At 44.0% G+C, this 22,018-nt stretch carries 21 protein-coding genes; 13 read left to right on the top strand and 8 right to left on the bottom strand.

Annotated elements, in window-relative coordinates; translation table 11 throughout:
• The 9 genes from H8S64_RS20000 to H8S64_RS19960 all read left to right on the top strand — a co-directional run bounded on the left by H8S64_RS20000 (window position 1) and on the right by H8S64_RS19960 (window position 12,442).
• On the top strand, window positions 1-918 hold the full coding sequence (locus tag H8S64_RS20000) for a hypothetical protein (protein ID WP_186978449.1): 918 nt from the start codon (window positions 1-3) through the stop codon (window positions 916-918).
• A gap of 257 nt (window positions 919-1,175) precedes the next feature.
• Complete coding sequence (locus H8S64_RS19995; RefSeq protein WP_186978448.1) at window positions 1,176-1,685, top strand: hypothetical protein; 510 nt, start codon at window positions 1,176-1,178, stop codon at window positions 1,683-1,685.
• A gap of 59 nt (window positions 1,686-1,744) precedes the next feature.
• The gene (locus H8S64_RS19990) at window positions 1,745-3,106 is read left to right on the top strand and encodes an ATP-binding protein (RefSeq protein WP_186978447.1); all 1,362 of its coding nucleotides are present in this window, start codon (window positions 1,745-1,747) and stop codon (window positions 3,104-3,106) included.
• A 985-nt stretch (window positions 3,107-4,091) separates the two neighbouring features.
• The gene (locus H8S64_RS19985) at window positions 4,092-4,559 is read left to right on the top strand and encodes a hypothetical protein (protein ID WP_186978446.1); all 468 of its coding nucleotides are present in this window, start codon (window positions 4,092-4,094) and stop codon (window positions 4,557-4,559) included.
• Between the two features lie 85 nt (window positions 4,560-4,644).
• The gene (locus H8S64_RS19980; protein WP_186978445.1) at window positions 4,645-7,965 is read left to right on the top strand and encodes a SusC/RagA family TonB-linked outer membrane protein; all 3,321 of its coding nucleotides are present in this window, start codon (window positions 4,645-4,647) and stop codon (window positions 7,963-7,965) included.
• 2 nt (window positions 7,966-7,967) lie between these two features.
• Window positions 7,968-9,491 (top strand): RagB/SusD family nutrient uptake outer membrane protein, encoded by a 1,524-nt coding sequence (locus tag H8S64_RS19975; RefSeq protein ID WP_186978444.1) that lies wholly within the window; start codon window positions 7,968-7,970, stop codon window positions 9,489-9,491.
• A gap of 7 nt (window positions 9,492-9,498) precedes the next feature.
• On the top strand, window positions 9,499-10,113 hold the full coding sequence (locus H8S64_RS19970; RefSeq protein WP_186978443.1) for a fasciclin domain-containing protein: 615 nt from the start codon (window positions 9,499-9,501) through the stop codon (window positions 10,111-10,113).
• Between the two features lie 10 nt (window positions 10,114-10,123).
• The gene (locus tag H8S64_RS19965; RefSeq protein ID WP_186978442.1) at window positions 10,124-10,534 is read left to right on the top strand and encodes a hypothetical protein; all 411 of its coding nucleotides are present in this window, start codon (window positions 10,124-10,126) and stop codon (window positions 10,532-10,534) included.
• Window positions 10,535-11,599: 1,065 nt separating this feature from the next.
• The gene (locus H8S64_RS19960) at window positions 11,600-12,442 is read left to right on the top strand and encodes an aldo/keto reductase (protein WP_186978441.1); all 843 of its coding nucleotides are present in this window, start codon (window positions 11,600-11,602) and stop codon (window positions 12,440-12,442) included.
• Window positions 12,443-12,584: 142 nt separating this feature from the next.
• Here the strand turns inward: H8S64_RS19960 and rsgA are convergent, their stop codons facing one another.
• From rsgA to H8S64_RS19920, 8 genes are all read right to left on the bottom strand, one after another.
• Complete coding sequence (gene rsgA / locus H8S64_RS19955; protein WP_186978440.1) at window positions 12,585-13,595, bottom strand: ribosome small subunit-dependent GTPase A; 1,011 nt, start codon at window positions 13,593-13,595, stop codon at window positions 12,585-12,587.
• Window positions 13,592-14,371 carry a class I SAM-dependent methyltransferase gene (locus H8S64_RS19950; protein WP_186978439.1) on the bottom strand — a complete coding sequence of 260 codons (780 nt, stop codon included), beginning with the start codon at window positions 14,369-14,371 and terminating at the stop codon, window positions 13,592-13,594. Before H8S64_RS19950 ends, rsgA begins: the two co-directional genes overlap by 4 nt.
• A gap of 346 nt (window positions 14,372-14,717) precedes the next feature.
• Window positions 14,718-15,644: a DUF1848 domain-containing protein gene (locus H8S64_RS19945; protein ID WP_186978438.1), complete on the bottom strand. Its 927-nt coding sequence runs from the start codon at window positions 15,642-15,644 to the stop codon at window positions 14,718-14,720.
• Between the two features lie 73 nt (window positions 15,645-15,717).
• Window positions 15,718-16,452 carry a class I SAM-dependent methyltransferase gene (locus tag H8S64_RS19940; protein WP_186978437.1) on the bottom strand — a complete coding sequence of 245 codons (735 nt, stop codon included), beginning with the start codon at window positions 16,450-16,452 and terminating at the stop codon, window positions 15,718-15,720.
• 2 nt (window positions 16,453-16,454) lie between these two features.
• Window positions 16,455-17,090 (bottom strand): flavodoxin family protein, encoded by a 636-nt coding sequence (locus H8S64_RS19935; RefSeq protein ID WP_186978436.1) that lies wholly within the window; start codon window positions 17,088-17,090, stop codon window positions 16,455-16,457.
• A gap of 132 nt (window positions 17,091-17,222) precedes the next feature.
• Window positions 17,223-17,765, bottom strand: a complete 543-nt coding sequence (locus tag H8S64_RS19930) for an RNA polymerase sigma factor (protein WP_186978435.1) — start codon at window positions 17,763-17,765, stop codon at window positions 17,223-17,225.
• Between the two features lie 6 nt (window positions 17,766-17,771).
• A complete protein-coding gene (locus H8S64_RS19925) occupies window positions 17,772-18,134 on the bottom strand; it encodes a hypothetical protein (protein ID WP_186978434.1) in 363 nt (120 codons plus the stop codon).
• A gap of 10 nt (window positions 18,135-18,144) precedes the next feature.
• Complete coding sequence (locus H8S64_RS19920; RefSeq protein ID WP_176555142.1) at window positions 18,145-18,291, bottom strand: hypothetical protein; 147 nt, start codon at window positions 18,289-18,291, stop codon at window positions 18,145-18,147.
• Between the two features lie 159 nt (window positions 18,292-18,450).
• Here H8S64_RS19920 and H8S64_RS19915 point away from each other — a divergent pair, with 159 nt between their 5' ends.
• The 4 genes from H8S64_RS19915 (at window position 18,451) to H8S64_RS19900 (ending at window position 21,901) form a co-directional block, all read left to right on the top strand.
• Complete coding sequence (locus tag H8S64_RS19915; RefSeq protein ID WP_186978433.1) at window positions 18,451-19,725, top strand: uracil-xanthine permease family protein; 1,275 nt, start codon at window positions 18,451-18,453, stop codon at window positions 19,723-19,725.
• 27 nt (window positions 19,726-19,752) lie between these two features.
• Complete coding sequence (locus H8S64_RS19910) at window positions 19,753-20,475, top strand: MBL fold metallo-hydrolase (protein ID WP_186978432.1); 723 nt, start codon at window positions 19,753-19,755, stop codon at window positions 20,473-20,475.
• A gap of 66 nt (window positions 20,476-20,541) precedes the next feature.
• Window positions 20,542-20,916, top strand: a complete 375-nt coding sequence (locus H8S64_RS19905) for a VOC family protein (protein WP_099293854.1) — start codon at window positions 20,542-20,544, stop codon at window positions 20,914-20,916.
• A gap of 76 nt (window positions 20,917-20,992) precedes the next feature.
• Window positions 20,993-21,901 carry an Rpn family recombination-promoting nuclease/putative transposase gene (locus H8S64_RS19900; RefSeq protein WP_186978431.1) on the top strand — a complete coding sequence of 303 codons (909 nt, stop codon included), beginning with the start codon at window positions 20,993-20,995 and terminating at the stop codon, window positions 21,899-21,901.
• The last annotated feature ends 117 nt before the right edge of the window (window positions 21,902-22,018 follow it).

The following is a 22,018-nucleotide window of genomic DNA, read 5'->3' as shown; positions in this document are numbered from 1 at the left end:
ATGGAAAATAATTTGAATAAGGATATTATTATACGGCGACTTGCGATTATAAAATATCTATATAATATAGGAGTACAACAATCTATGCAAGTAGAAACAATTGCAGGATTCTCTATTTTGGCATTCCATGACTGTGCGGAAATGTTCTTGTTGCTTGTTGCTGAGAATAAAGGAAAGAAAGATGAGGTTAATTTTATGAGTTATTGGGACAAGTATCCAGAATTGACTCTTAAAGAATCAATGAGAGCATTAAAAGACAGGCGCGTGAGTATAAAACATAAAGGGCAGTTCCCCTCAAAGTTTGATATAGAGATAAGTCGTAGTACAATGACGGACTTTTTGGAACAAAATACTCCAATTCAGTTTAAAATTGAATTTAAGGATGTTTCTATATCGAATCTTGTTTCCTATGAGAATGTCAAGATGTATATTGACATGGCCGAATCAAATTACAATGAAGGAAATCTTTACGATTGCATAGTAAATTGTAGAATCGCATTTATGGAATTGTTGTCTACTTATGAATTAAATAAGCGGAAGCAATATAGTATAAATAGTTTATTGAATATTGGAGATGAAATAGGAGAAGACTATCAAAAATTGGTTGGCTCGGATGATAGATCTGGAGCAAGATGGTTTGAACAGGTGACTAAAACTATGAATAAAGTACGTGAGGTTTTAAAGATAACTGCTCTTGGAATTGATTATAGGAGATACACGTATTTTGAAACGATAACTCCAGAAATTCATGTGTGGTGGAAAGATGGGGGTAGGGATTATGAGGCAATGCCGCAAGAATATTATGAGAGGAGAAATATTTTAAAAGGTGTAGATTGTAGGTTTTGTATAGATTTTATAATTGACAGCGCATTAAAACTACAAGAATTTGATTATGATATAAATAATATTTTGAAATAATGGCTATATAAGCCTATGTTTCGATTGAGCAACCTATACAAAGCAATGGAAACCTCACGAAGAGAAGGGCTTCCGGTATACGAAAATTTAGAGAGGAAAGCCAATGAATTGGAAGAGAACAGCATCAAAAAAGAGATTCTTCCGATTGTAACTGAAATTATTTTGCACTAGCATTAAAGCAAGTATAACGAGAGTTGGTGTTGGTTGTAGACTATAAGATTAAAGTTGAGATTGTATAATTATTATTAATTACGACAATGAAAGAGACAATAAAAGGTATCATTATTGGGATTATTAGCAGTATAATAGCATCTGGTGTGATTTATGCTATTACAGAAAGATTTTTGTGGAATATTCGACTCCCTTTGTGGATTTGGCTTATTGTTTCTGTTGGATTGTATCTCATAATCCGCTTAATCAAATACCTAGTGCTTTTATATAAAGTTCGCAACGTGGTCTCAGAGTATACAGAGGGATGTTTTGGCAATTCATACACTTATATGTGGGAATTCAAAAAATGTAAGAATGGGCAATATAGTGTATATGGATATGAGCCTACAAAGATTATGCTCAAGAAGCCTTTGTCGGAACTAAACAATGGTAACATATACACTTATGGGCATGAAGTTCCTGAAAATACAATAAAACTCATTATTCAATTGACTTTAATATGTACGGTTGATAAAAGTATGAGAGGGAAGTTGCAGTCTGTAATAGAATATTTACACTATATTGAGAATTCGCAATATCATGAATTGATTCATTAATAGGATTAAATTGTGTTATAATCAAATTGGTAAGTGTTTAATTTGAAAATTGTTATAATATGGTGATTACAGAATCTCAGAATATAGAATTTAAGGAAAATTGGCGTGACGAGTATTTGAAGTGGATTTGCGGTTTTGCCAATGCGCGGGGTGGTAGATTGTATGTTGGTGTACGTGATAACGGTGAAGTGTGCGGAGTTGCGGATGTAAAGAAATTGATGGAAGATATTCCAAACAAAGTACGTGACTTGATGGGTATTCTTGTTGATGTGAATCGTTTGACGTACGATGACAAAGAATATGTTGAAATAGTTGCTGAAGCCTATCCTTATCCTATTAGTTATCATGGGCATTATTATTTGCGGAGTGGTGCAACCAATCAGGAACTGAAGGGTGCAGCACTTGATCGCTTTATGCTTCGCAAGCAGGGACGTACTTGGGATGGAGTGCCTGTGCCGTATCTGAAAGTGGAGGATTTGGATAATGTTACATTCGATATGTTTCGCAAATATGCCAAGCGAAGTGGACGCATGGAGGAGGTTGATTTGCAAGACGATAACAAAGGGCTTATTGATAAACTTCGTCTTGTTGAAGGCGGTTATCTAAAACGGGCAGCAGCACTGGTCTTTCATCCCGATCCGGAGCGGTTTGTTACGGGGGCTTTTATTAAAATAGGTTATTTCAAAGAAGATGCCGAGTTGATATATCAAGATGAAGTACACGGAAATCTATTCCAACAAGTGGGAACAGTAATGGATATATTGACAACAAAATATCTTCGAGCCATGATAAGCTATGAGGGCATTCATCGGATAGAGACTTTGCCGATGCCACGTGAGGCTTTACGCGAAGCACTTTTAAATTCAGTTGTACATAAATCATATGAATCGCTCACGCCGATACAAATCGGGGTGTATGATGATAGGTTGGAGATTTGGAATTGTGGAATATTGCCTGAAGGCTGGACGATAAACAATTTGTTGGGTAAACATCGTAGTCGCCCTTATAATCCGGACATAGCAAACATATTTTTTCGTGCGGGAGAAATTGAAGCATGGGGACGGGGAATAGAACGCATTATTGTTGCTTGTAAAATAAATGGGTATCCTGCACCCGAATTTCAATATGATGGTGGTGGTTTATGGACGATTTTTCATTTCAATGAGAACTACCAAAAGACTACCCAAAAGACTACCCAAAAGACTACCCAAAAGGAATTGATAGAACTAACAGAAGCCCAAGTAGCTATTATTGAATATTTGAAAGAGCATCCTCAAGCGAGCAGAAAGGAATTAACTGAACATATACCCGATATAACAGAGAATGGAATAAAATATAATCTCGCCCGGTTACAAGAGTTAGGGCTTTTAAAACGTATTGGAGGACGTAAATTTGGTTGTTGGGTATTCATTAATAATTAATGAAATATGAGTAGAGAAGGTTTTGTAAAGATTTTAGAATTTACAATTATTCTTGAGGAGGCTGAACCTGAGGTTGTCAAGCAAAGAATATATGTTTTTCATTGGGCAAATGAATAGGGCAGTAATTTATCACGAACAGAGGAGGAAAACAGTGAAAGGTATTTTGATACCCTGTTTCGTGCAGGTTGGGTACCGTTTTTAGGTCATTAGGTTTGAATCAAGAGTAGTGTTTTGTTGAAATAGGACTAAATAGTTGGAAATTGTTTGTTTCTTGTGAAAATGTTTGTATATTTGTAATTGTCTAACATACTCAAGGGTAGGGAAACCTGCCACAGCGTGACAGGATTTTTTATGCCTGTTATCTCCATATGGCGGTTCCGAACCCCCGTGATGGAGTGTTAATGCACCCACAGCCCTTGAGGTGTTAGACAACGGGAAAGGCGGAACCGTTTCTTTTTGCCTGTTTGAAACGAAGAAATTTATGGGAACATAGCTGAAAAGATATAAAGTGCTTGATTTTTGCAAAAAATATTGTATATTTGCAAAAGTTGAAGGACTATATGCGGAAGAGTCTGCGTGAAAATATTGTGAGTTTGTTCTAATCTTCAATAGAAAATCGCCAAAATTTATAACGTAAGATTAGACTTCGAATTCACGCTGGTTAGCGTGGGTTGTTGTCTATTTACGTTTGGGCGTTTGGCGATGCCTCTATTGAGATAGAATTTACAATCCTCGCTTTTTTTATTGTATTATTTTTTGTTTGGGGGATTGGGCAAAATGAAATAGCCGTGGTTATGGATGAGCCGCCATATTAATTTATAGAAAATCTGAAAAATCTTCTGGTAAAAGACTTTGGAGTGCATTTATCTTGTGCTCTAGTGTATTGCTTAATTTTTTCGATGCGCTTTATGTTTAAATTGCTGTAATTAAGAAGTTTGAGCGTTTCGAGTTTGATAAAATTGTAACCTAACTAAAAATTAATGAAATGGAAGAAGACCATGAAATTATGAGTGACGAAGAATTAAAACAATTCTTCTTGAATGAAGCCATGTTACTTTGTCACTCTGCACGTTTGGAAAGTGGGGAGTGCGAGAAATTATGGATTTTGCACAACCGTTTAAAAAGAATGAACAAGCTTTTGGGGTATTTGCATCACCAAGATTTGGGAATGAATCTTTTGGAATTACAAGAAGTGTACGGGTTTTATTTCGTGGAGAAAGAGGGAATGAGGAAAAAGAAACACCAGATGAACGAGCATTTGTGTGCGTATAGCCAGTTCATGACACGATTAATGAAATTCTCGGACATTATCGCTTGTTATTGCACGTATAACGTGCGGCACTTGAGATCATTGGATCGGGTGATACATGTTTATTTCCCGGAACAATTCGAGGAGAAGCTGCAAGCCGAGATGAAACAACAAGAATTGAATCGCGTGGCAGTGGAAAAATAGATAAGGGGTGTATTCTCCGTCTGGAAAACACTGAATATCACCCCTTGTACTAATTAATTTAAAAAATTAACTAACAATCAAAGTTATGAAAAAAAAATCGAAGAAAAAAACTAACGCGGGAAAGCTTTTATTAAAGCCTAAATCGCGAGAAGGTCGGCAAGTTCATCACTTGTTTGTAACTGTAATAGCATTACTGTTACTGAGCAACTTGCCCTTTTTCGCGCTCGCGGGAAACACGCGGGATTCAATCCCCAATTATCCCGTGGAAGGGAAGGTAATAGATGAAAAAGGCATACCCCTTCCGGGGGTCACTATCTTGTTAGACAGCACATCCGTGGGTACGGTCACGAGAGTTGACGGGACGTTCTCGTTCACGCTCCCAAAGGCAAAAGGAACACTAGTATTCTCTTTTATCGGGTACGAGAGCGTGAAGAAAAGCTTCGCGAGCGGTCAAACGCTAACTGTAACACTCAAAGAAAAAGTTTCTAAACTGGATGAAGTTACCGTGATAGCCTACGGTACGCAAAACAAGAGGGACGTGATCGGGGCGATGTCAACCGTCAAAGCCTCGGATATTAAAGATATTCCCTCTCCCTCGATTGCGAATTTATTGCAGGGGCGAGTGGCAGGGATGAACGTCACGAACATGACGGGGGCACCGGGTGGCGGTGGAACATCAATCACGATCCGGGGATTTAACAGTTTGAGTATCGAGAGTACCCGGCGGGGTAGCGAACCCCTGTGGGTGGTGGACGGTGTACCCTTGTTGTCATTTACTTCTCCCATTACAGGCTCGAACACGTTGGCGGATATTGACCCTTCCACGATTGAAAGCGTGCAGGTGCTGAAAGACGCGGCTTCCGCTTCCATTTACGGTTCCCGTGCCGCGAATGGAGTTATTCTCGTGACAACAAAAAAGGGAGGTTTGAATCAAAGTGCTAAATTCAGCGTGAACGTGTCACAAACGTATTCTTTCAACCCCAAGCTTCCCGAACTAACGGGAGGAAAGGCGGAAAGAAGACTTCGTTTAGCCGCACTCAATAATTTCGCGCAAGCGTATTACAATCCCGAAACAAACACGTACCAATACGTTGATAATTATTATGAATCTTATAATGAAGGGTTAGATTACAATTATTTTTGGAATCAAGGTTATGGCGCGAACGTGCCGATTTACCAAGATAGCTTGAACCCGTTCTATAACAATTCCACGAATCTTTTCAAGTACTACTTTAGAACGGGAAAAGTCACGGACGCGAATATACAGTTAAGCAAAGGATACAGTACTTTCTCTTATAACATAGGTTTGGGGTATTACACGGAGAAGGGTGTTTTAAAGAACACGGGCTTCAACCGGGTAAACTTGATCGGTAATTTCAACTTACGCCCGTTTAACAGGTTGGAAGCTAATTTTAGGATGTATATCGCTCGAACGGGACGAGATCGCTCGTCATACGATATGCTCGTGAGCGGTTTTAGTCAGGGGGTGGAGTTAGAACAAATCCCGTCGCAATTGCTAGAATATTCTACCGTTTTCCCCGGTCCCGGCTCGAAAGCTTTTCAAGAAGCGATCAAGCGGTATGACGAGATCAAGGAGAAAAACGAAGCCTATCGGCTTAGAGGTTCTTTTGACTTGAGTTACGAGATAGTGAAAGGTTTGACGTTGAAATCCTCTGTTGCCGCGGATATATCCCTTCAATATCAAAATTTGTTCATGCCGTCCAACTTGGACGAGTACAATGAAACCTATTCCAACGGGCAGCATAACCGGACACAAATGCTTCTGAATGAAAATTTAATCACTTACAAGCGTGGTTTCCGCGACAAACACAATATTGATCTACTCGCGGGGTTATCGTACCAGATGGACCAGAAAGACGATATGGGAGGATGGGGAAAAGCCGCGCCGTCTAACTTGATCCGGTATGTACCGTGGGCGGGTAACGCTTACGATACCGAGAATAAACGGCAACTGAAAGATTTCATGACAAGCATGGAACGTAGCACGCTCATGGGAATTTTTGGTCGGGTGAATTATAACTACTTACAAAAGTATCTTTTCTCGTTCACGTTCAGGCGGGACGGTAGTTCCAAATTCGGGGAAAATGTACGTTGGGGTAGTTTCCCGTCCATCGCTTTAGGTTGGACTGTATCGGATGAAAAATTCATGGACTGGAGCCGCGGGGTGTTGGATTATTGCAAACTACGTGCCAGTTGGGGCAAATCGGGGCGACAATTCGACCAACCTTACATCGCTTTAGGTCTGCTAGAAGCCAGTGACCCGTTTCTCGGCTACCCGACCGTGTTGCCTGACTTTGGCATGGGACTGATGAATCAAGGCTTAACATGGGAGAAAACAGATCAATACGATTTAGGTATCGACATGGATTTATTTAATCATCGTCTTGCCGTGACACTGGATTATTATTACAGGTACACGGATAAATTGTTGTATCTTATCGTTTTACCGGGTAACTATTCCGGTTATATACAACAGTGGCAAAACGCCTATTGTATCAGTAATCAAGGCGTGGAACTGGATATCAAATGGAACGTGTTACGGCGTGAAAATTTTAACTGGAACTTGGAATTTAACATCGCTCGCAACTGGAACAGGTTGGAAAAAAGTCAAGACGAGAGGGATTTCACGAATTACTCTTCCTTCGATAACCTGAATATCATGGGCAAACCTCTAAACGGGATTTACGCCTATCAAACCGCGGGATATTATCAAGACGATCAAGACGTGCCGCACAATTTCATCGCTGGGAAAGACACCCCCCTCGGAACGGGGCAACAATTCTATCGTGCCGGGGATCGTGTTGTACTTGATAACAGCGGGGACGGGCAAATAAATTACGATGATCGGGTATTTTGCGGCTCCCCGCTTCCTCTCGCGTCAGGCGGTATTATCAACACGTTAAATTACAAGGGATTTGATGTAAATATACTCTTTAATTACGTGATTGGAAGGCATATTCTAAATAAAGGCACGGGTGCGTCCGTGGGTACAACCACGGGTATGACCGTGAAAGATATCGCCAAGCCCGTTTTCGCCGATATAAAGAATATCAGTTTTTGGCAGAAACCGGGTGACAATACCGATTATCCTGTGAACAGGCTGGAAACGGGATTGAATAATTTTGGCACGGCGATAGAAGCCAACGTTCAAAACGTGAGTTATATCAAGTTAAAGACATTGACGATTGGCTACACGTTACCCCAACGCGTGAAAAAGTTCATCGGGTTTGGTGTACGGGTATTCGCGACGGGTGAAAATCTTTTCACGATTACCAATTATAAAGGTGCAGACCCGGAGAGCGTGGATACCGTGACGGGTATCGACGGGCTTGGGAATTATCCCTTGTCAACACGGCTAACATTTGGATTAACCTTAAACCTATAAGCATGAAATCAATTCTTTACATATTCATCCCGTTCGTGTTTATCTTGAACTCCTGTTCTGGTAGCTTTTTAACGGAAGAGCCGGAAATTTCGGTCACGAACAATAACTTTTGGAAAACCGATCAAGACTTTCAAGCCGCGACAATGGGTTTACACTCTCTTTTAAGAGCCGCCCACGGTACTATCATCGTGCAATACCGGGATCGCGGTTTAATATTTGACAACCTCGCGACATGGCAGAACCCGAGCAACAATGAACTTTCAAAGAGTTGGGCGTTAGATAGAGCACAACTGGATTGGCGACCGGAATACAAGGTTGTCACTTTCGCGAATGAAATTATTTACAATCTAAAAAAGGGGAACCTCGCGGAAGAGAGGTATAATTATTACATGGGGCAAGCTTTAGTGTCAAGAGCCTACATGTATTTCTATATAATTCGTGTATGGGGGGATGCTCCCTTGATTCTAGATTCAGAGGACACGGGAGAAATAGGACGGACTGCATGGCAGGAGATCGCCGGGCAATGTATAACGGATTTGCGGGAAGCGGCAAAGTTGTTGCCTCACGCGGACGCTCTGGAAGACGTGAATGGCGAAATGATCACGAGCAAACAAATCGCCTCACGGGGGACGGCTCACGCTATACTGGCTCACCTTTACGCGTGGAAAGCAACGTTAAATAAAGAACCGGAATTGAATCAACTCGCGCTAGCGGAGTGCGACACGGTATTATCTTACAAGTATTATCAATTGGCGGGAAATATTCATGATGTTTGCGAAACTGTGATGCTTGGCAATAGCAGCGAGGGAATTTTTGAACTGGATTACAGGGACACGGATTTCGATTTCGTGACATCCGGTTCTCGCTTGGCGGCTTATTGTCAGTCATTCCCGGTCGTTCCCCTTTCTACCCCGCAGACCACACGAAGGAATCTAAGAATAAATAACACGACGGTTTACGCGCTTTACCCGGACGTGAACGACGATCGCCGGAAAGAATACTTTTATGAACTGGATTATTACAACTCGCAAAGTACCTCGATCACGCAGGGGGCGGCATATATTCAAAAGTTACGTCATTATAGCAAATACACGGATGGAACGCAAGTAGGACGTCTAAAAAGCTACCTTGATAACGAGATCGTCATTCGTCTTGCCGACATTATTTTGTTGCGCGCGGAATTGAAAGAAAAAACGGGTGACAGAATAGGCGCGGAAGCGGATTTGAATGTTATCCGTCAAAGAGCCAATACCAGTGTTTACGATGAAAGCGAGGGCAGCCTGAGAGAAGCCATTCAAGACGAGAGGGACAGGGAATTGTTTCTTGAAGGTATTAACACGAGATATTTCGACATGGTGAGAAACGGTATGTTCCGGGAGAAACTGAGAGGCAAATTTAAAACCTTGACAGACCAAGACGTGGCGGACGGGGCTTTATTTCTTCCCGTCGGTTCTATCGCGTTTAGCAACAACACCCGCATGATACAAACTACATACTGGAAAAGAAACGGTTATCCACATAAATAACAAAGCTATGAAAAACGTATTACTTGTATTAACTATTGCCTCGCTAATGGTATGTTGTGATAAAGATAATTATATAGATTCCGGCATACACGAGCGAAAGCACGATTGCACGGTTTGGGAGTATTTTCAAACCGACCACGCGAATTGGGATTCCCTTGTCGTGATGATCAAACACGCGAACATGATAGGATATTTTGACGGGACGAACAAAGACGAGATTACTATTTTTGCCCCGACCAATCATTCAATTAATCAATATCTATTTCAGACGCTTGGTGATGATTGGGAGCGTTTGTACGAGAAGGTTACAGATATTCCCGCCGACGAGTGCCGAGAGATGCTTCTCTCGTACATGATACACGGGAAAAAGTTTTTGGAAGAATTTGAGCACGAGGTGAAAGGTACTCGAACGGGCGGGACAATGGTGCAAGCCTTGTCGGGTATAGATTTGAGAGTGTACAGGATTACCTCTTCCTTTTATGACATTCCCGACATCGGGGCGGAAAAGTTGGCGTTTCAAGCCCCGGAAGGTTATATAGGTACGGTTGCCTCGTGCAATATCGAGATGAACAACGGGGTGGTTCACTCGCTTGACGCGACTTGTATGTTCACGAAATTATAAAATCAGAACCATGAAAACAGTTATATTATCATTATTCATTTTTCTTTTGGCTATCGGTTGTCAAAAAGATATCGCTATCGGGTACTTGAACGTGGCAAATGCCCTGTATTCGCCTGATTCGCTCGTGGTGAAAGCAAAATTGGACGAGGATGAGGACGCTTATCAAATCAAGCACAAAATACCGTGGCAATCGAATGCGATGGACGGCGTGGAAGGTACATTACCTATTTACTTTCAGATATGGAGTATTAACGGGGAACAACCGGAAATCATGAACCAATTCACGATAAAGCCCACGGGGGTGATTGAACTCCCGTGTAATCATACAGTTCCAAACGGGCGGTATGTTTTAAGCGTCAAGATCAAGAACCAAGATCATGACTACATGATTGATTCAGCCTTCACGGTTATCGTGGAATAATGACTAGAAGCACGCTATATTGCATCAGGTTGAAAATATTTTTAGACATTTTTTTGTTTATGAGATAATTATTTTCCATCTTTGCAATAAGGAACGCTACGCGTTCCGTTATGTTGATAGCGTGCAAGTATGCACTGTGGACGAAAACTAGCAACTTTTCTATTGGATCACGGTGATTGCAACGCCTTCGTACTCGATTACGTATAGTATATACATAGTCGGGTCGGGCTTTGCTTTTCGTATCCAAAGGTTTGCTAGGCCTTCGTCACGAAGAGCAGTCCGGTCCGATTTTATAAATCTCCCGGATTGCTGATATACAGCGCCGGGATTTTTATTCCGGTGCTAACCTGAAAGCAGCCGGAAACGCGCACGAGGGGATACGCCTTCCTCTTTTACACATTAGTTACAACCCGGCTGTTTTCTTTAGAAATGTGATGGATGAGTTATATACTTGATCGCGGGTATTTGAACTTAGGACAACTTGATCTGATGATTATAATAATTGGTAGTTTACAAAAAAATTAGATCAAAAACAGAGGGGGAACCCGCGCTCCCCCTGTCAAGAAACTTAATGGCGAGGGAAATTTTAGCTCCTTCTCGCTTTAAGTCCATTCCAGAAGCTGCCCCTCTCCCGGAGGCGGCTTCATTTCTTGTTCAGCGATAAAGATAATTCTTTTTCCAAAATATGATGGATTGATTGCAGGGCAAACACAGGGCAAATGCGTCAAGACGCTTTTCGTCCGGTTCATAATGAGCTTTTCGCTCCTAAAGTTTATAAAGTTCATAAAGTAACGGGCGTCCTTCGGACAAGGTTTACCGGCAGCCATGCTGCCGTGGACAATGCGCCCGCTAGGGTCTATAAACCTTATGAACTTTATAGACTTTATAAACTTTTAACTAAAAGGGCGAAAAGCCTTTTAGTCAAATGTATAGCAATGCCCTAGTGAAACGGCGGAGATCTGTAATAATGGTTACAAAACAAGTAATCGGTATACCGGCTTTTCGCATGTGACGGGTTACCTTTGTAACCGGTAATATTTTATTAATCATTAAACAGGTACAATTATGGAATACGTGAAACTGAACAATGGCGTGGAAATGCCGATCTTGGGTTACGGGGTTTATCAAGTGACCCCGGAGGAGTGCGAGCGTTGTGTGTCGGATGCTATCGCCGCAGGGTACCGTTCTATTGATACGGCACAGGCTTACTATAACGAGGAGGGAGTGGGGAATGCCATTCGTGCATGTGGCGTGCCCCGTGAAGAGCTGTTTATTACCACGAAAGTATGGATTTCGAACTCCGGGTACGAGAGGGCGAAGACATCTATTGACGAGTCTTTGCGGAAGCTGCGGACGGATTATGTAGACTTGTTGCTGATTCATCAGCCGTTCGGGGATTATTATGGAACTTACCGGGCTATGGAGGAAGCTTATAAAGCGGGAAAAACACGAGCCATTGGCGTCAGCAATTTCTATCCTGATCGGTTTGTTGATTTGGCGGAGTTCTTTGAGGTTAAGCCTGTCGTGAATCAAGTGGAAACGCACGTGTTCAATCAACAGGTGAAGCTATTGGAGATTATGAAGGAGTACGGGACACGGGTGATGTCGTGGGGACCGTTTGCCGAGGGGCGGAATGATTTTTTCACGAACGAAACGTTGGGAACGATCGGAGCCAAGTACGGCAAGTCGGTGGCACAGGTTGCTTTGCGATTTTTGATACAGCGTGGTATTATCGTGATCCCGAAGTCCACTCACCGGGAAAGAATGGAGGAGAATTTCAACGTGTTCGATTTCGAGTTGACAGGGGAGGATATGACGGCTATCGGGTTGTTGGACAAGGGTGAAAGTCTGTTCTTCTCGCATTATGATCCGGAAACGGTTCGATTCCTGATAAATATAGGCAAGTAAGGTTGCCCGTCAAGTCCGTTCATTTATTTCCGTGTTCCCGGGTGAAGCGAAAGATCTCTTGCCAACAGTGACTTTTAGGAGATCTTTCGCTTTGCTCCCGGGGTACAAACGGGACTTTCGGGGCAACCTCTTGAAGCCGAGATCAGCGATTCTCTTTCCGCTTCTTTACCTCGTCCACGAGTTTTGAAAAGGTTTTGTCTTTTTTACGCTTTTCGTGCTCGGAAGTAGAGAAATGCCATGCTTCTCGCCGGAGTTTCATGTAGCTTTTGTATACCTCGATATCTAATATACCGTTGTTTATTGCTTCCAGAACCGCGCAGCCGGGTTCGTTCGTGTGCGTGCAATCCTTGAAACGACACGATTCGGCATAGTCCGAAATGTCCAGCATTTCCGCTAAAGAATCGGGATTGTCAATTGCCAACCCGAATTCCCGAACACCGGGTGTGTCAATCAGTATGCCCGAGCCGTCCAGCAATAGCATTTCGCGGCGTGTGGACGTGTGGCGTCCTTTTCCGGTGGATTGGCTTACGTCGGACGTGAGCAATACCGATTTCTCGCTAAGGGCGTTAATCAAGGAACTTTTCCCGACTCCCGAAGAGCCGACAAATACCACTGTTTCGCCTTCTTTTATGGATTCCCGTAACCGGAGTATAGTTTCGGGATGATGAATGCTCGTGAAAAACACGGGCATCCGGCAGGCGCTGTGCTTCAACGCTTCTTCCACTTCCCGTCTGTCAAAACCTAAATCGGCTTTGTTGAGTACCAGCACGGGTTTGATGTTTTCTTCCAGTATTTGAATCATGAAGCGTTCAACCCTGCGGAGGTTGAAGTTGCCGTCAAGACTCTGCACGATAAATGCCTTGTCAACATGTGCGGCAATGGTTTGTTTGGCGGCGACTGTCCCGACTTTCTTGCGATACAGTGTTCGCTCGCGGGGTAACATATCGACGATTATTCCTTTGTTTTCATCGAATGGTTGGAAAATTACCCAATCACCCGTGCAAGGCAGTTCAAAGTCCGATTTGCCGAACATCATGTTTCCCGTTAGTTCACATTGAAATATCCCGTTTTCGGAAATCACTTCATAACAAGTGCGGTGTACGATAGCCACTCGCCCTCGTGGCAGAGTGGCGTAAGTATTTAGATTATTCATTGTTTTATTTTTTTCGCGATGTAAAATACATAACCGTAGAATTCTTTATACTTGCGGTATAGTTCCTCTTCGTGGTGCGAGGAGGTGATGAGTTCTTCGGCGGTTTTATTTCCCGGGTATTTGGCCGTGAATTTTTCTCTTGCTTTTACCAGTGGGGCATAATAATGATCTGTCCAGCAAGTTGTAGGCAGAATGAAGGAAGCGACGAGAAGATACCCTGCTTTCTGTATTCGGGCTACTTGATGGGGAATCGTGTCTATCTCCGGGTAGGCTTCCATCCAGAAATCGTGAATTTCTGCGGGGCGTTCTTCGGTAAACCATGCGCTTTCGGAAACGGCGATGTATCCCCCTGTTTTCAAATATTTGCGCCACTCGTTCAGTCCTCGTTCAAACCCGATGTTATAGATAGCTCCTTCCGACCAGATTAAGTCAAGTTCTTCCTCTCTGAAAGGAAGGTTGTCCATCGAGCCGACGATTCCTTTTACTCGATGCTGAAGATTCAATTTTCCGGCGTTATGGTTGAACCGGTCAATGAATCCCGGGAAGAAGTCAAGGCCTGTAATGTGTCCCGGGGCGTGCTGAGCCAATACCATTGTCTGACCACCCGTGCCGCAACCCAAATCGGCGATGCGGGATTGATCGGAAAGATTGTCTATAAAGCCCAGCGCTTTAAGGGTTGCTTCGGGACTTCCGGGTCCTTGACGTTCTGTACTTAGGAAATATTCGCAGATTAAATTGAAATCGAATTCGTGAATTGTTTTATTTTCGTTACTCATTTTCTTAACGTATACGGTATACAAGCGAAAGCATAATTAATGCTGTCATTATTATATACGGGTTAAAAACTTAATTAATACAATAGATAATATACTCGAATGGAATTACTCGAGAATAAACGAAGGGGACAACCTGTACGGGAAATACAGATTGTTTACAATACCAAATCCGAAATAATAAATAAACTATTAAACATCAAATAATTTTTAGTGTTACAAATATACGCGGAATTTAGGTTCGTTGCAAGCTAAAACTGTAATAAAATGGAAATATAACGCGGAAACGAGTGTTTCGCCCGTGCTGGGGAAGGGGTGTCGGGATTGTGACCGGATTTGAAGAGAGGCGTTAAAATAACGTGGGGTCGCTTCGCAGGCTTTTCATTTCCCGCTCTTTTATCACGTCGTCTTCCAGAACGTGTCCGACGAGTTTGGGCGAATGTTTGTCGTGCCGTTCCGTGTTGCGTGACAGTTTCCCTTTGCCCGTGTTGGCGTAACAGTATATGCAACCGTTGAGGCAGGAGTCATATGTGCCGATGTCGATGCTCTCGATACATTGGCATATATCCCGTTGATTCTTGTCCTTTCTTGCCGTGATCGGGTAACCGATAATCCTTTCTATCAGTTCTTTGTCGATGCACATTCCGGCGGGAATGCCCATGTCCCGAAGATCGACTTTCACGGTACACGTGTCGAGGTGTATCGTGTCGGGGATTGTCTGCACGAAAGAGGCTGCCATTTCCCGGATTTCTTCCATGGATAGGGGGTGAATGTCATGTCGCGTGACGGCTTGCCGGACGTGGGTGTAGTGATCGATAAAGCCGAGCATGCATCTTTCCGTGTGGTCTTTCAGTCGCGAGGCGATAGATGCGAATGCTTCTTCGTGGAATCGCGTGTTATACTTGGAGTTCGTCAATATGGGATCGTACCGCCATATCACTTTTTCTTTGCCGATCTTTTCGGCAAGGCGTTTGAATGTGTCGATTCTCCGTTCCAAGGTGGGAAGGTTTCCTTCAATCTCTTTCCCGTAAGGGTTGAGCGTGAATTGGAAATAATACTTGAAATCCTTTAAGGCGTCCAGTTTATCGAGCATCGGGGCGGCATTCTTCGTCCAGAAAACCATACAGTCGACGACATCCGGCGTGAGCCGTACTTGGCTGATCTGTTTCGGGTTAAAAGGGTTTGGAACGAGTATGTACCCTTCCTTTACTCGGTTGACAAACCATTCCGAGTAAAAAGAGGGGATGTCTGTTCTTCTGCTGGCACTGATGATCATATAGTAAAATTACTATTTTTCATCGGGTGGTGCAATCTTTCCGGTATAAATAATCTAAAAAGGTCTTTCGGGATTACTTCTTCACGGCGGACACGAGCAGCATCATGGGGCGGCGCAATTCGTCACGCATTTCCGGTATGCTATCCAAAAGGGCTTCGTCCGGTTCCGGTTCGACGAGTCCCGTGATTATGAAACCGTTTTGAATCAGTCCATTCACGTATGTTGTTAGAGTTTTGTGGTATTTGACGACTTCTTCGCCAAGGAAAATTGCTTCTCGTTTCCCTTCCGTGAAATAGCGGTCTACCGGCCAGTGAAGTTTGTTCCTCTCTTGGTCGTGGTACCAATCCTGACTTCCGTGGGCGGTGAACACGGGGTGTTCGACGGAGAACACGAATGTGCCGCCGGGGATAAGGCAACGGTGTACTTTCTCGCAAATATCCTGAAAGGATTCCAGATAATGGAATGCGAGGGAACTGATAACGATGTCGTGGGTCTCAGGAGGGTAATCGTAATCCTCGATAGCCATGCGGCGGTACTCGACACGAGGGGAGTTGTTCCGTTCGCGGGCTTCTTCCAGCATTTTTTCCGAGAGGTCGATGCCGAGTACATGGGATGCCCCGTGTTCAACGGCGTATCGGCAATGCCACCCGAAACCGCATCCGAGGTCTAATACCCGTTTCCCCTTGAAATCGGGTAACATTTTTTGCAGTGCGTGCCATTCTCCGGCGCCTTTCAGTCCGTACACGGAACGGGACATTTGGCTGTATTGATTGAAGAATTTGTCGTTGTCGTATTTGTTTTCTTTCATGCTTACCGGATGAAATTAGTCATGATCTTTTTCTCCCCTTCGGGTGGAGTGAGCGTGTCTTTCGTCTGCTCTCTCATTTTCATCAACCAAGCCATATTTCTCCCTAGTGTCCGCATGATTTGTAGCCCTTCGTTGTCTTGAATGACTTCTCCGGCTTTCAACCCGTGGATAATATTCCAGTAATTGGAGGTCGGCACGAGCATTTCGGAATACGTGAGGTAATGATTCAGCCCGTCCAGCGTGGCAGAACCGCCCGAACGGCGAACGGCAACGATGGCAGTCCCTACTTTATGGCGGAACCAATTACCGTTTGCCCCGGCAACGTAAAAGGTGCGGTCGAGGAAGCATTTCATTGTTCCGGCGATACCAGAATAATGAACGGGAGAACCGAGAATCAGCCCATCGACATCTTTTATCTTTTGCAGCAAGTCGTTAAGCGTGTCCGTGGTAATGACGCATCGTTCGTTATGATTCTTGAAGCACATATTGCATCCCATGCAACCGTGTATCTTCTGGCTTCCGACTTGAAGTATTTCAAATTCGATATTCTCGTTTTTCAATTCTTCTCCTATGACTTTTAAAGCTTGAAAAGTATTTCCTTGCGGGTGAGGACTTCCGTTAATAGCGATTACTTTCATTTGTTCGAGTTTTGTTGTTTGTTTGTCTTTTACGTGTGTTCACGTGAAATGTTGGTTGCTATGACAAACATACATCTTTTTGGTGAAGATTCATAGCAATTGTTAAAACATAATTCGAAAGGGCGGGGGAGATTATTCCTGTAGCAATTCCTCGTATAGTTCGTATAGTTGTTCTCTCAAGTACAGCACCGCGTAGCGTTTGCGGGAAATAAGCGTGTTCACGGGGATGCCTGTCGATGCGGAAATCTCTTTGAACGAGAAGCCCTGTAATTCGGTCAGTTCAAACACGGTGCGTTGTTCCTCGGGTAGTTCTGCCAAGGCTTTGTCCAGTTCTTCCCAGACGAGGGAACGGGTGTATTCTTTTTCCGGCGAGGTGTCGGCGTCGAACAGGAATTCCGACATTTCTTTCAACACGAGCGTTTCATCGTCATATCGCGGCAGAAGCGGTATTTGTTCTTCTTTGTGCTTCCGATTCTTGTCGATAATGAGGTTGCGTGCCACGGAATAAAGCCATGCCGATATCTGCCGAATGGGAGGCTCCGCGGGATCCGTTTGGAGTAATTTATAGAAGACATCTTGTAGTATGTCTTCACGGTCTTCCCGCGAAGAAACCCGTTGGGCAATATAACCTTTCAGTCGCGACTGGTAGTTCTTGAAAATGGTCGTTACGTCCATGGGTATTTATTTTTCCTCGGAGGGACGGGCATTGTCTTCCGGCTGGTCGGGAAAGCGGTCGAAACGTCGACGAATGAAATTGCGGCGTTCTTCCGGTGACATGTTTTTGAATTTTTCCCGGAAAAGATGAGGATGCTCGCCGTGCGGCATCCCGAATCCGTGGTGCCCGAAACCGTGACGACCGAAGCCCCCAAAAAATAGCCTGCTCAGGATGAAGAGTCCGAGGGCTTGCCAGTAGCTGATGGCAGACCAACCGATGATAGAGGGAATCAGCCAGTTCCACAGCAGCATGATGATGGCCGGAATAGCGGCGAGGGCAAAGAGCATAAACAGCACGTGTAAGCCTTTTCTGTGTTTATTGTTTTTCATGGTATTCGATTTAATAGGTTGTATAAATGTAATATATTTTCGTGAAGTCCTGTAAAAAGTGGACGGATAAAGTGAGTAGGGCGATGACGCCAAGCGTGACGATAAACGGTATCACCGCCCTTACTTCCCGGATTATTACTTTATTATGGTTTCTCATGTTCGTTTCTTTTTTTATAGTTACTCTCGGATTGCAATCCTTTCTATTGTTATAGACGAACGAGAGGAAAGAATATTTTAAAATAAGTCATCTTTTTTTCGTGAAAGGTGTAAAATCTCTTGTAATGTACTATTTTTACACGTGTAAATACGAGATGAGATGAAATACGAATTGAATGATAAACCGGGGCTGTTGCCCATGTTGATGTACGGGTTGCAATGGTGGATCGTTTCTCTGCCTTGCGTGGTGATCATGGGAATTATCGTTTCGAAGCTGCATTACACGGACGTGGCGGAACAGACTTTCTACCTGCAAAAGTTGTTCGGGATCATGGGCGTGGCGATGGTCGTGCAAGTGTTGTGGGGGCATCGGTTGCCGTTGGTTATCGGTCCGGCATCCGTGTTGTTGATTGGGATTCTTGCTACTGTTTCAGCGGGAATTTCCGCCATATACACGGGGATTCTGGTCGGGGGACTGGTGTTGACGGTATTGGCGTACAGTGGTTGGTTGGGAAAATTACAGTTTATTTTCACGCCTCGCGTTGTCACGGTCATTCTGATATTGATTGCTTTCACGTTGACTCCCGTTATTTTGAACCTTGTCATGGGAGATACGGCGCACGGGTTGTTCAATTTGTTTTTCACTTTGCTCATCGTGTTTGCGCTGGTTATCGGGAATAAGTTTTTACGGGGGATATGGAAGTCTACCACGGTGTTGTGGGGGATAGCCGGAGGGGCGCTGGTGTATTATCTGGTGAATGGTTTTCCCATGTTACCCTCGACGGGGGCAGAAAGCCAAGTATCTCTGTTTAATTTTTCACTGGATTTCGAGGCGGGGACGATATTTTCGTTTTTGTTCTGTTACGTGGCACTTATCGTGAACGAGTTGGGTTCAATTCAAGCCGTGGGATATATGTTGCAAGCCGATAACCTGAATAAACGTACAACCCGGGGCGTGGGGGTTGTCGGGCTCACTAACGTGTTGTCGGGATTGTTCGGGGTGATCGGTCCCGTGGATTATTCCATGAGCCCGGGAGTGATCGCCGCCACGGGGTGTGCCTCTCGCTATACCTTGATCCCGGCGGGTATCGGTTTGATAGCGTGTGCTTTTTTTCCGGCTGTGGTCGGGTTGTTGGTAACGTTGCCGGGGGTGGTCATGGGGGCGATATTGCTTTACTTGATGGCGACGCAGTTGGCGGCGGGGATGCAAATGTTGGTACGTGAACGGGCGATCACGGATTTCGATAGCGGCGTGGTGGTCGGCTTGCCCCTGATGGTGGCGTTGTTGCTGTCTTTCGCTCCCTCGGAAGTGGTGAATCTTATACCTTCTTTGTTTCGCCCGATCGTGGGAAACGGTTTCGTGATGGGAGTCGTGTCCGTGTTGATTCTGGAGCATCTGATCTTTAGAAAGAGCAAACCTGTGCAAGGGGCGTGACGTATACACGGGAAAAAGAAGATTTGTATGAAAGGAATTTATATCTATCATAGCGGGTTTGCTCTTTTGGACGAGGGTGTTACCGTGATTATCGATTATTATAAGGATTCGGCAAACCCGCCGTTGACGGGTGTCGTGCACGGGGAGTTGTTGGGACGTCCGGGTAAACTCTACGTTTTGGCATCCCATGTTCATGCCGATCATTTTAACCCGGAAGTGTTGACTTGGAAACATTCACGACCTGATATTCAATATATTTTCTCTAAAGATATTCTTGAAGTGGGACATGTCGGTTTATGGGATGCCTGTTATATCGAGAAGGGTAACGTGTGGACAGACGGGATACTGGAAATAGAGGCGTTCGGTTCCACGGATGCCGGGATTTCATTCTTGCTGCGCTTACGCGGGAAGACGGTTTTTCATGCCGGGGATTTGAATAATTGGCATTGGAAAGAGGAGTCGACCGGGGAAGAAGTGCGGGAAGCGGAAAGCGCGTATCTGGCTGAACTCGATACGCTCGCGCGGAGAACGGACAGCATGGACTTGGTTATGTTCCCTGTTGATCCCCGTTTGGGGGAGGACTATATGTTGGGGGCGAAGCAATTTATAGATCGGTTCCGCGTGGGAACGTTTGTTCCGATGCATTTTGACGACGTTTACGATAAAGCGAATGCTTTCCGGGAATATGCCGGGGAACGAGGCGTTCGTTTCGTGAGTTTGGAGTATAAAGGAGAGGACTTTATGATTTAAGATTGGGCGATTTACGATTGCCGATTCTGTGATTGTATGAATTTTTAAATTTTAAATTGTTGTATTATGGAGATTAAAAGTCGGTTTGACCATTTCAATTTTAACGTGCTTGATTTGAACAGAAGCATTCGTTTTTACGAGAAAGCCTTGGGATTAAAGGAAGTCCGCCGGATGGAAGCCAAAGACGGTTCCTTTATTCTTGTGTATATGGGTGAGGAAAAGACCGGGTTCCTGTTGGAATTGACGTGGATGCGGGATCGGAAAGAACCCTACGACTTGGGGGAGGGGGAATTTCACCTTTGTATGCGTGTTCCCGGCGATTACGATGAGGTACGGGCGTACCACAAGCAAATGGATTGCGTGTGTTACGAGAATACCGATATGGGACTTTATTTTATTGCTGATCCCGACGGGTATTGGATCGAGATACTGCCGGAATAAGATTTTGTGATGATTCAACCGGAAGTCTGTAAAAATTGTTATCTTTGTTCTATTGGATAATAAAAACAGATTCGTTATGAGATACTTGAATCCTAAGGCAGACCTGACTTTTAAACGGGTGTTCGGCGAGCATCCCGATTTGGTGATGAGTTTACTCAATGCTTTGCTTCCGCTTGCTCCCGGTCAAGATATTACCGATATCGAGTATTTGCCCGCGGAGATGGTGCCGGAGAATCCTTTGCGTAAGAACAGTATCGTGGATGTACGTTGCAAGGATCAGCAGGGACGGCAGTTTATCGTGGAAATGCAGATGATTTGGTCTCCCGAGTTCAAGTTGCGGGTGTTGTTTAATGCTTCAAAGGCTTACGTGCGACAAATGGATAGTGGTGAGAACTATCATTTATTGCAACCCGTGTATTCATTGAATCTGGTAAATGAAATTTTTGAGCCGGACTTGGAAGGGTATTATCACCATTACAAGATGGTTCATGTTGAAAATTCCAATAAGGTGATCGACGGGCTACAGCTTATTTTCGTGGAATTGCCTAAATTTACCCCTCATTCATACGCCGAAAAAAAGATGCAGGTGCTTTGGTTGCGTTATCTGACAGAGATTGACGAGCAAACTCTTGAAGTGCCTGCGGAACTTCTGGAAAATCCGGAAGTGAAAAAAGCGGTGGATGCGCTGGAAAAGTCAGCGTTTACCCCGGCGCAGTTATTAGGTTACGAAAAATTCTGGGATATTATCAGCGTGGAGAAAACGCTGTTTTATAGTGCGGAACAAAGAGGAATAGCCGCCGGATTAGAGAAAGGACTTGCTGAAGGAATAGAGAAAGGGCTTGCAGAGGGGCGTGAAAAAGGACTGACCGAAGGACGCAAAGAGGAAAAGCAAGAGATTGTCAGGAATATGAAATCTCTTGGAATTGCCCCGGAGGTTATTGCTAAAGCCACAGGCTTGATCTTGGAGGATATCGCTGGATTATAATTCTTCTGTAATTATAGGGAACCCCGGTAATATTCATCGAGGTATTTTTGCCTTGAGGTGGAAGAATGGGTATTGTCTGAAATGTATTCCCGTGGAAAAATTGAAATGATCTCGCAC

Source organism: Butyricimonas hominis (assembly GCF_014287455.1).
GTDB lineage: Bacteria > Bacteroidota > Bacteroidia > Bacteroidales > Marinifilaceae > Butyricimonas > Butyricimonas muris.
The sequence above is the reverse complement of the archived record's forward strand: the minus strand, read 5'-3'. Positions and strand labels throughout refer to the sequence as shown.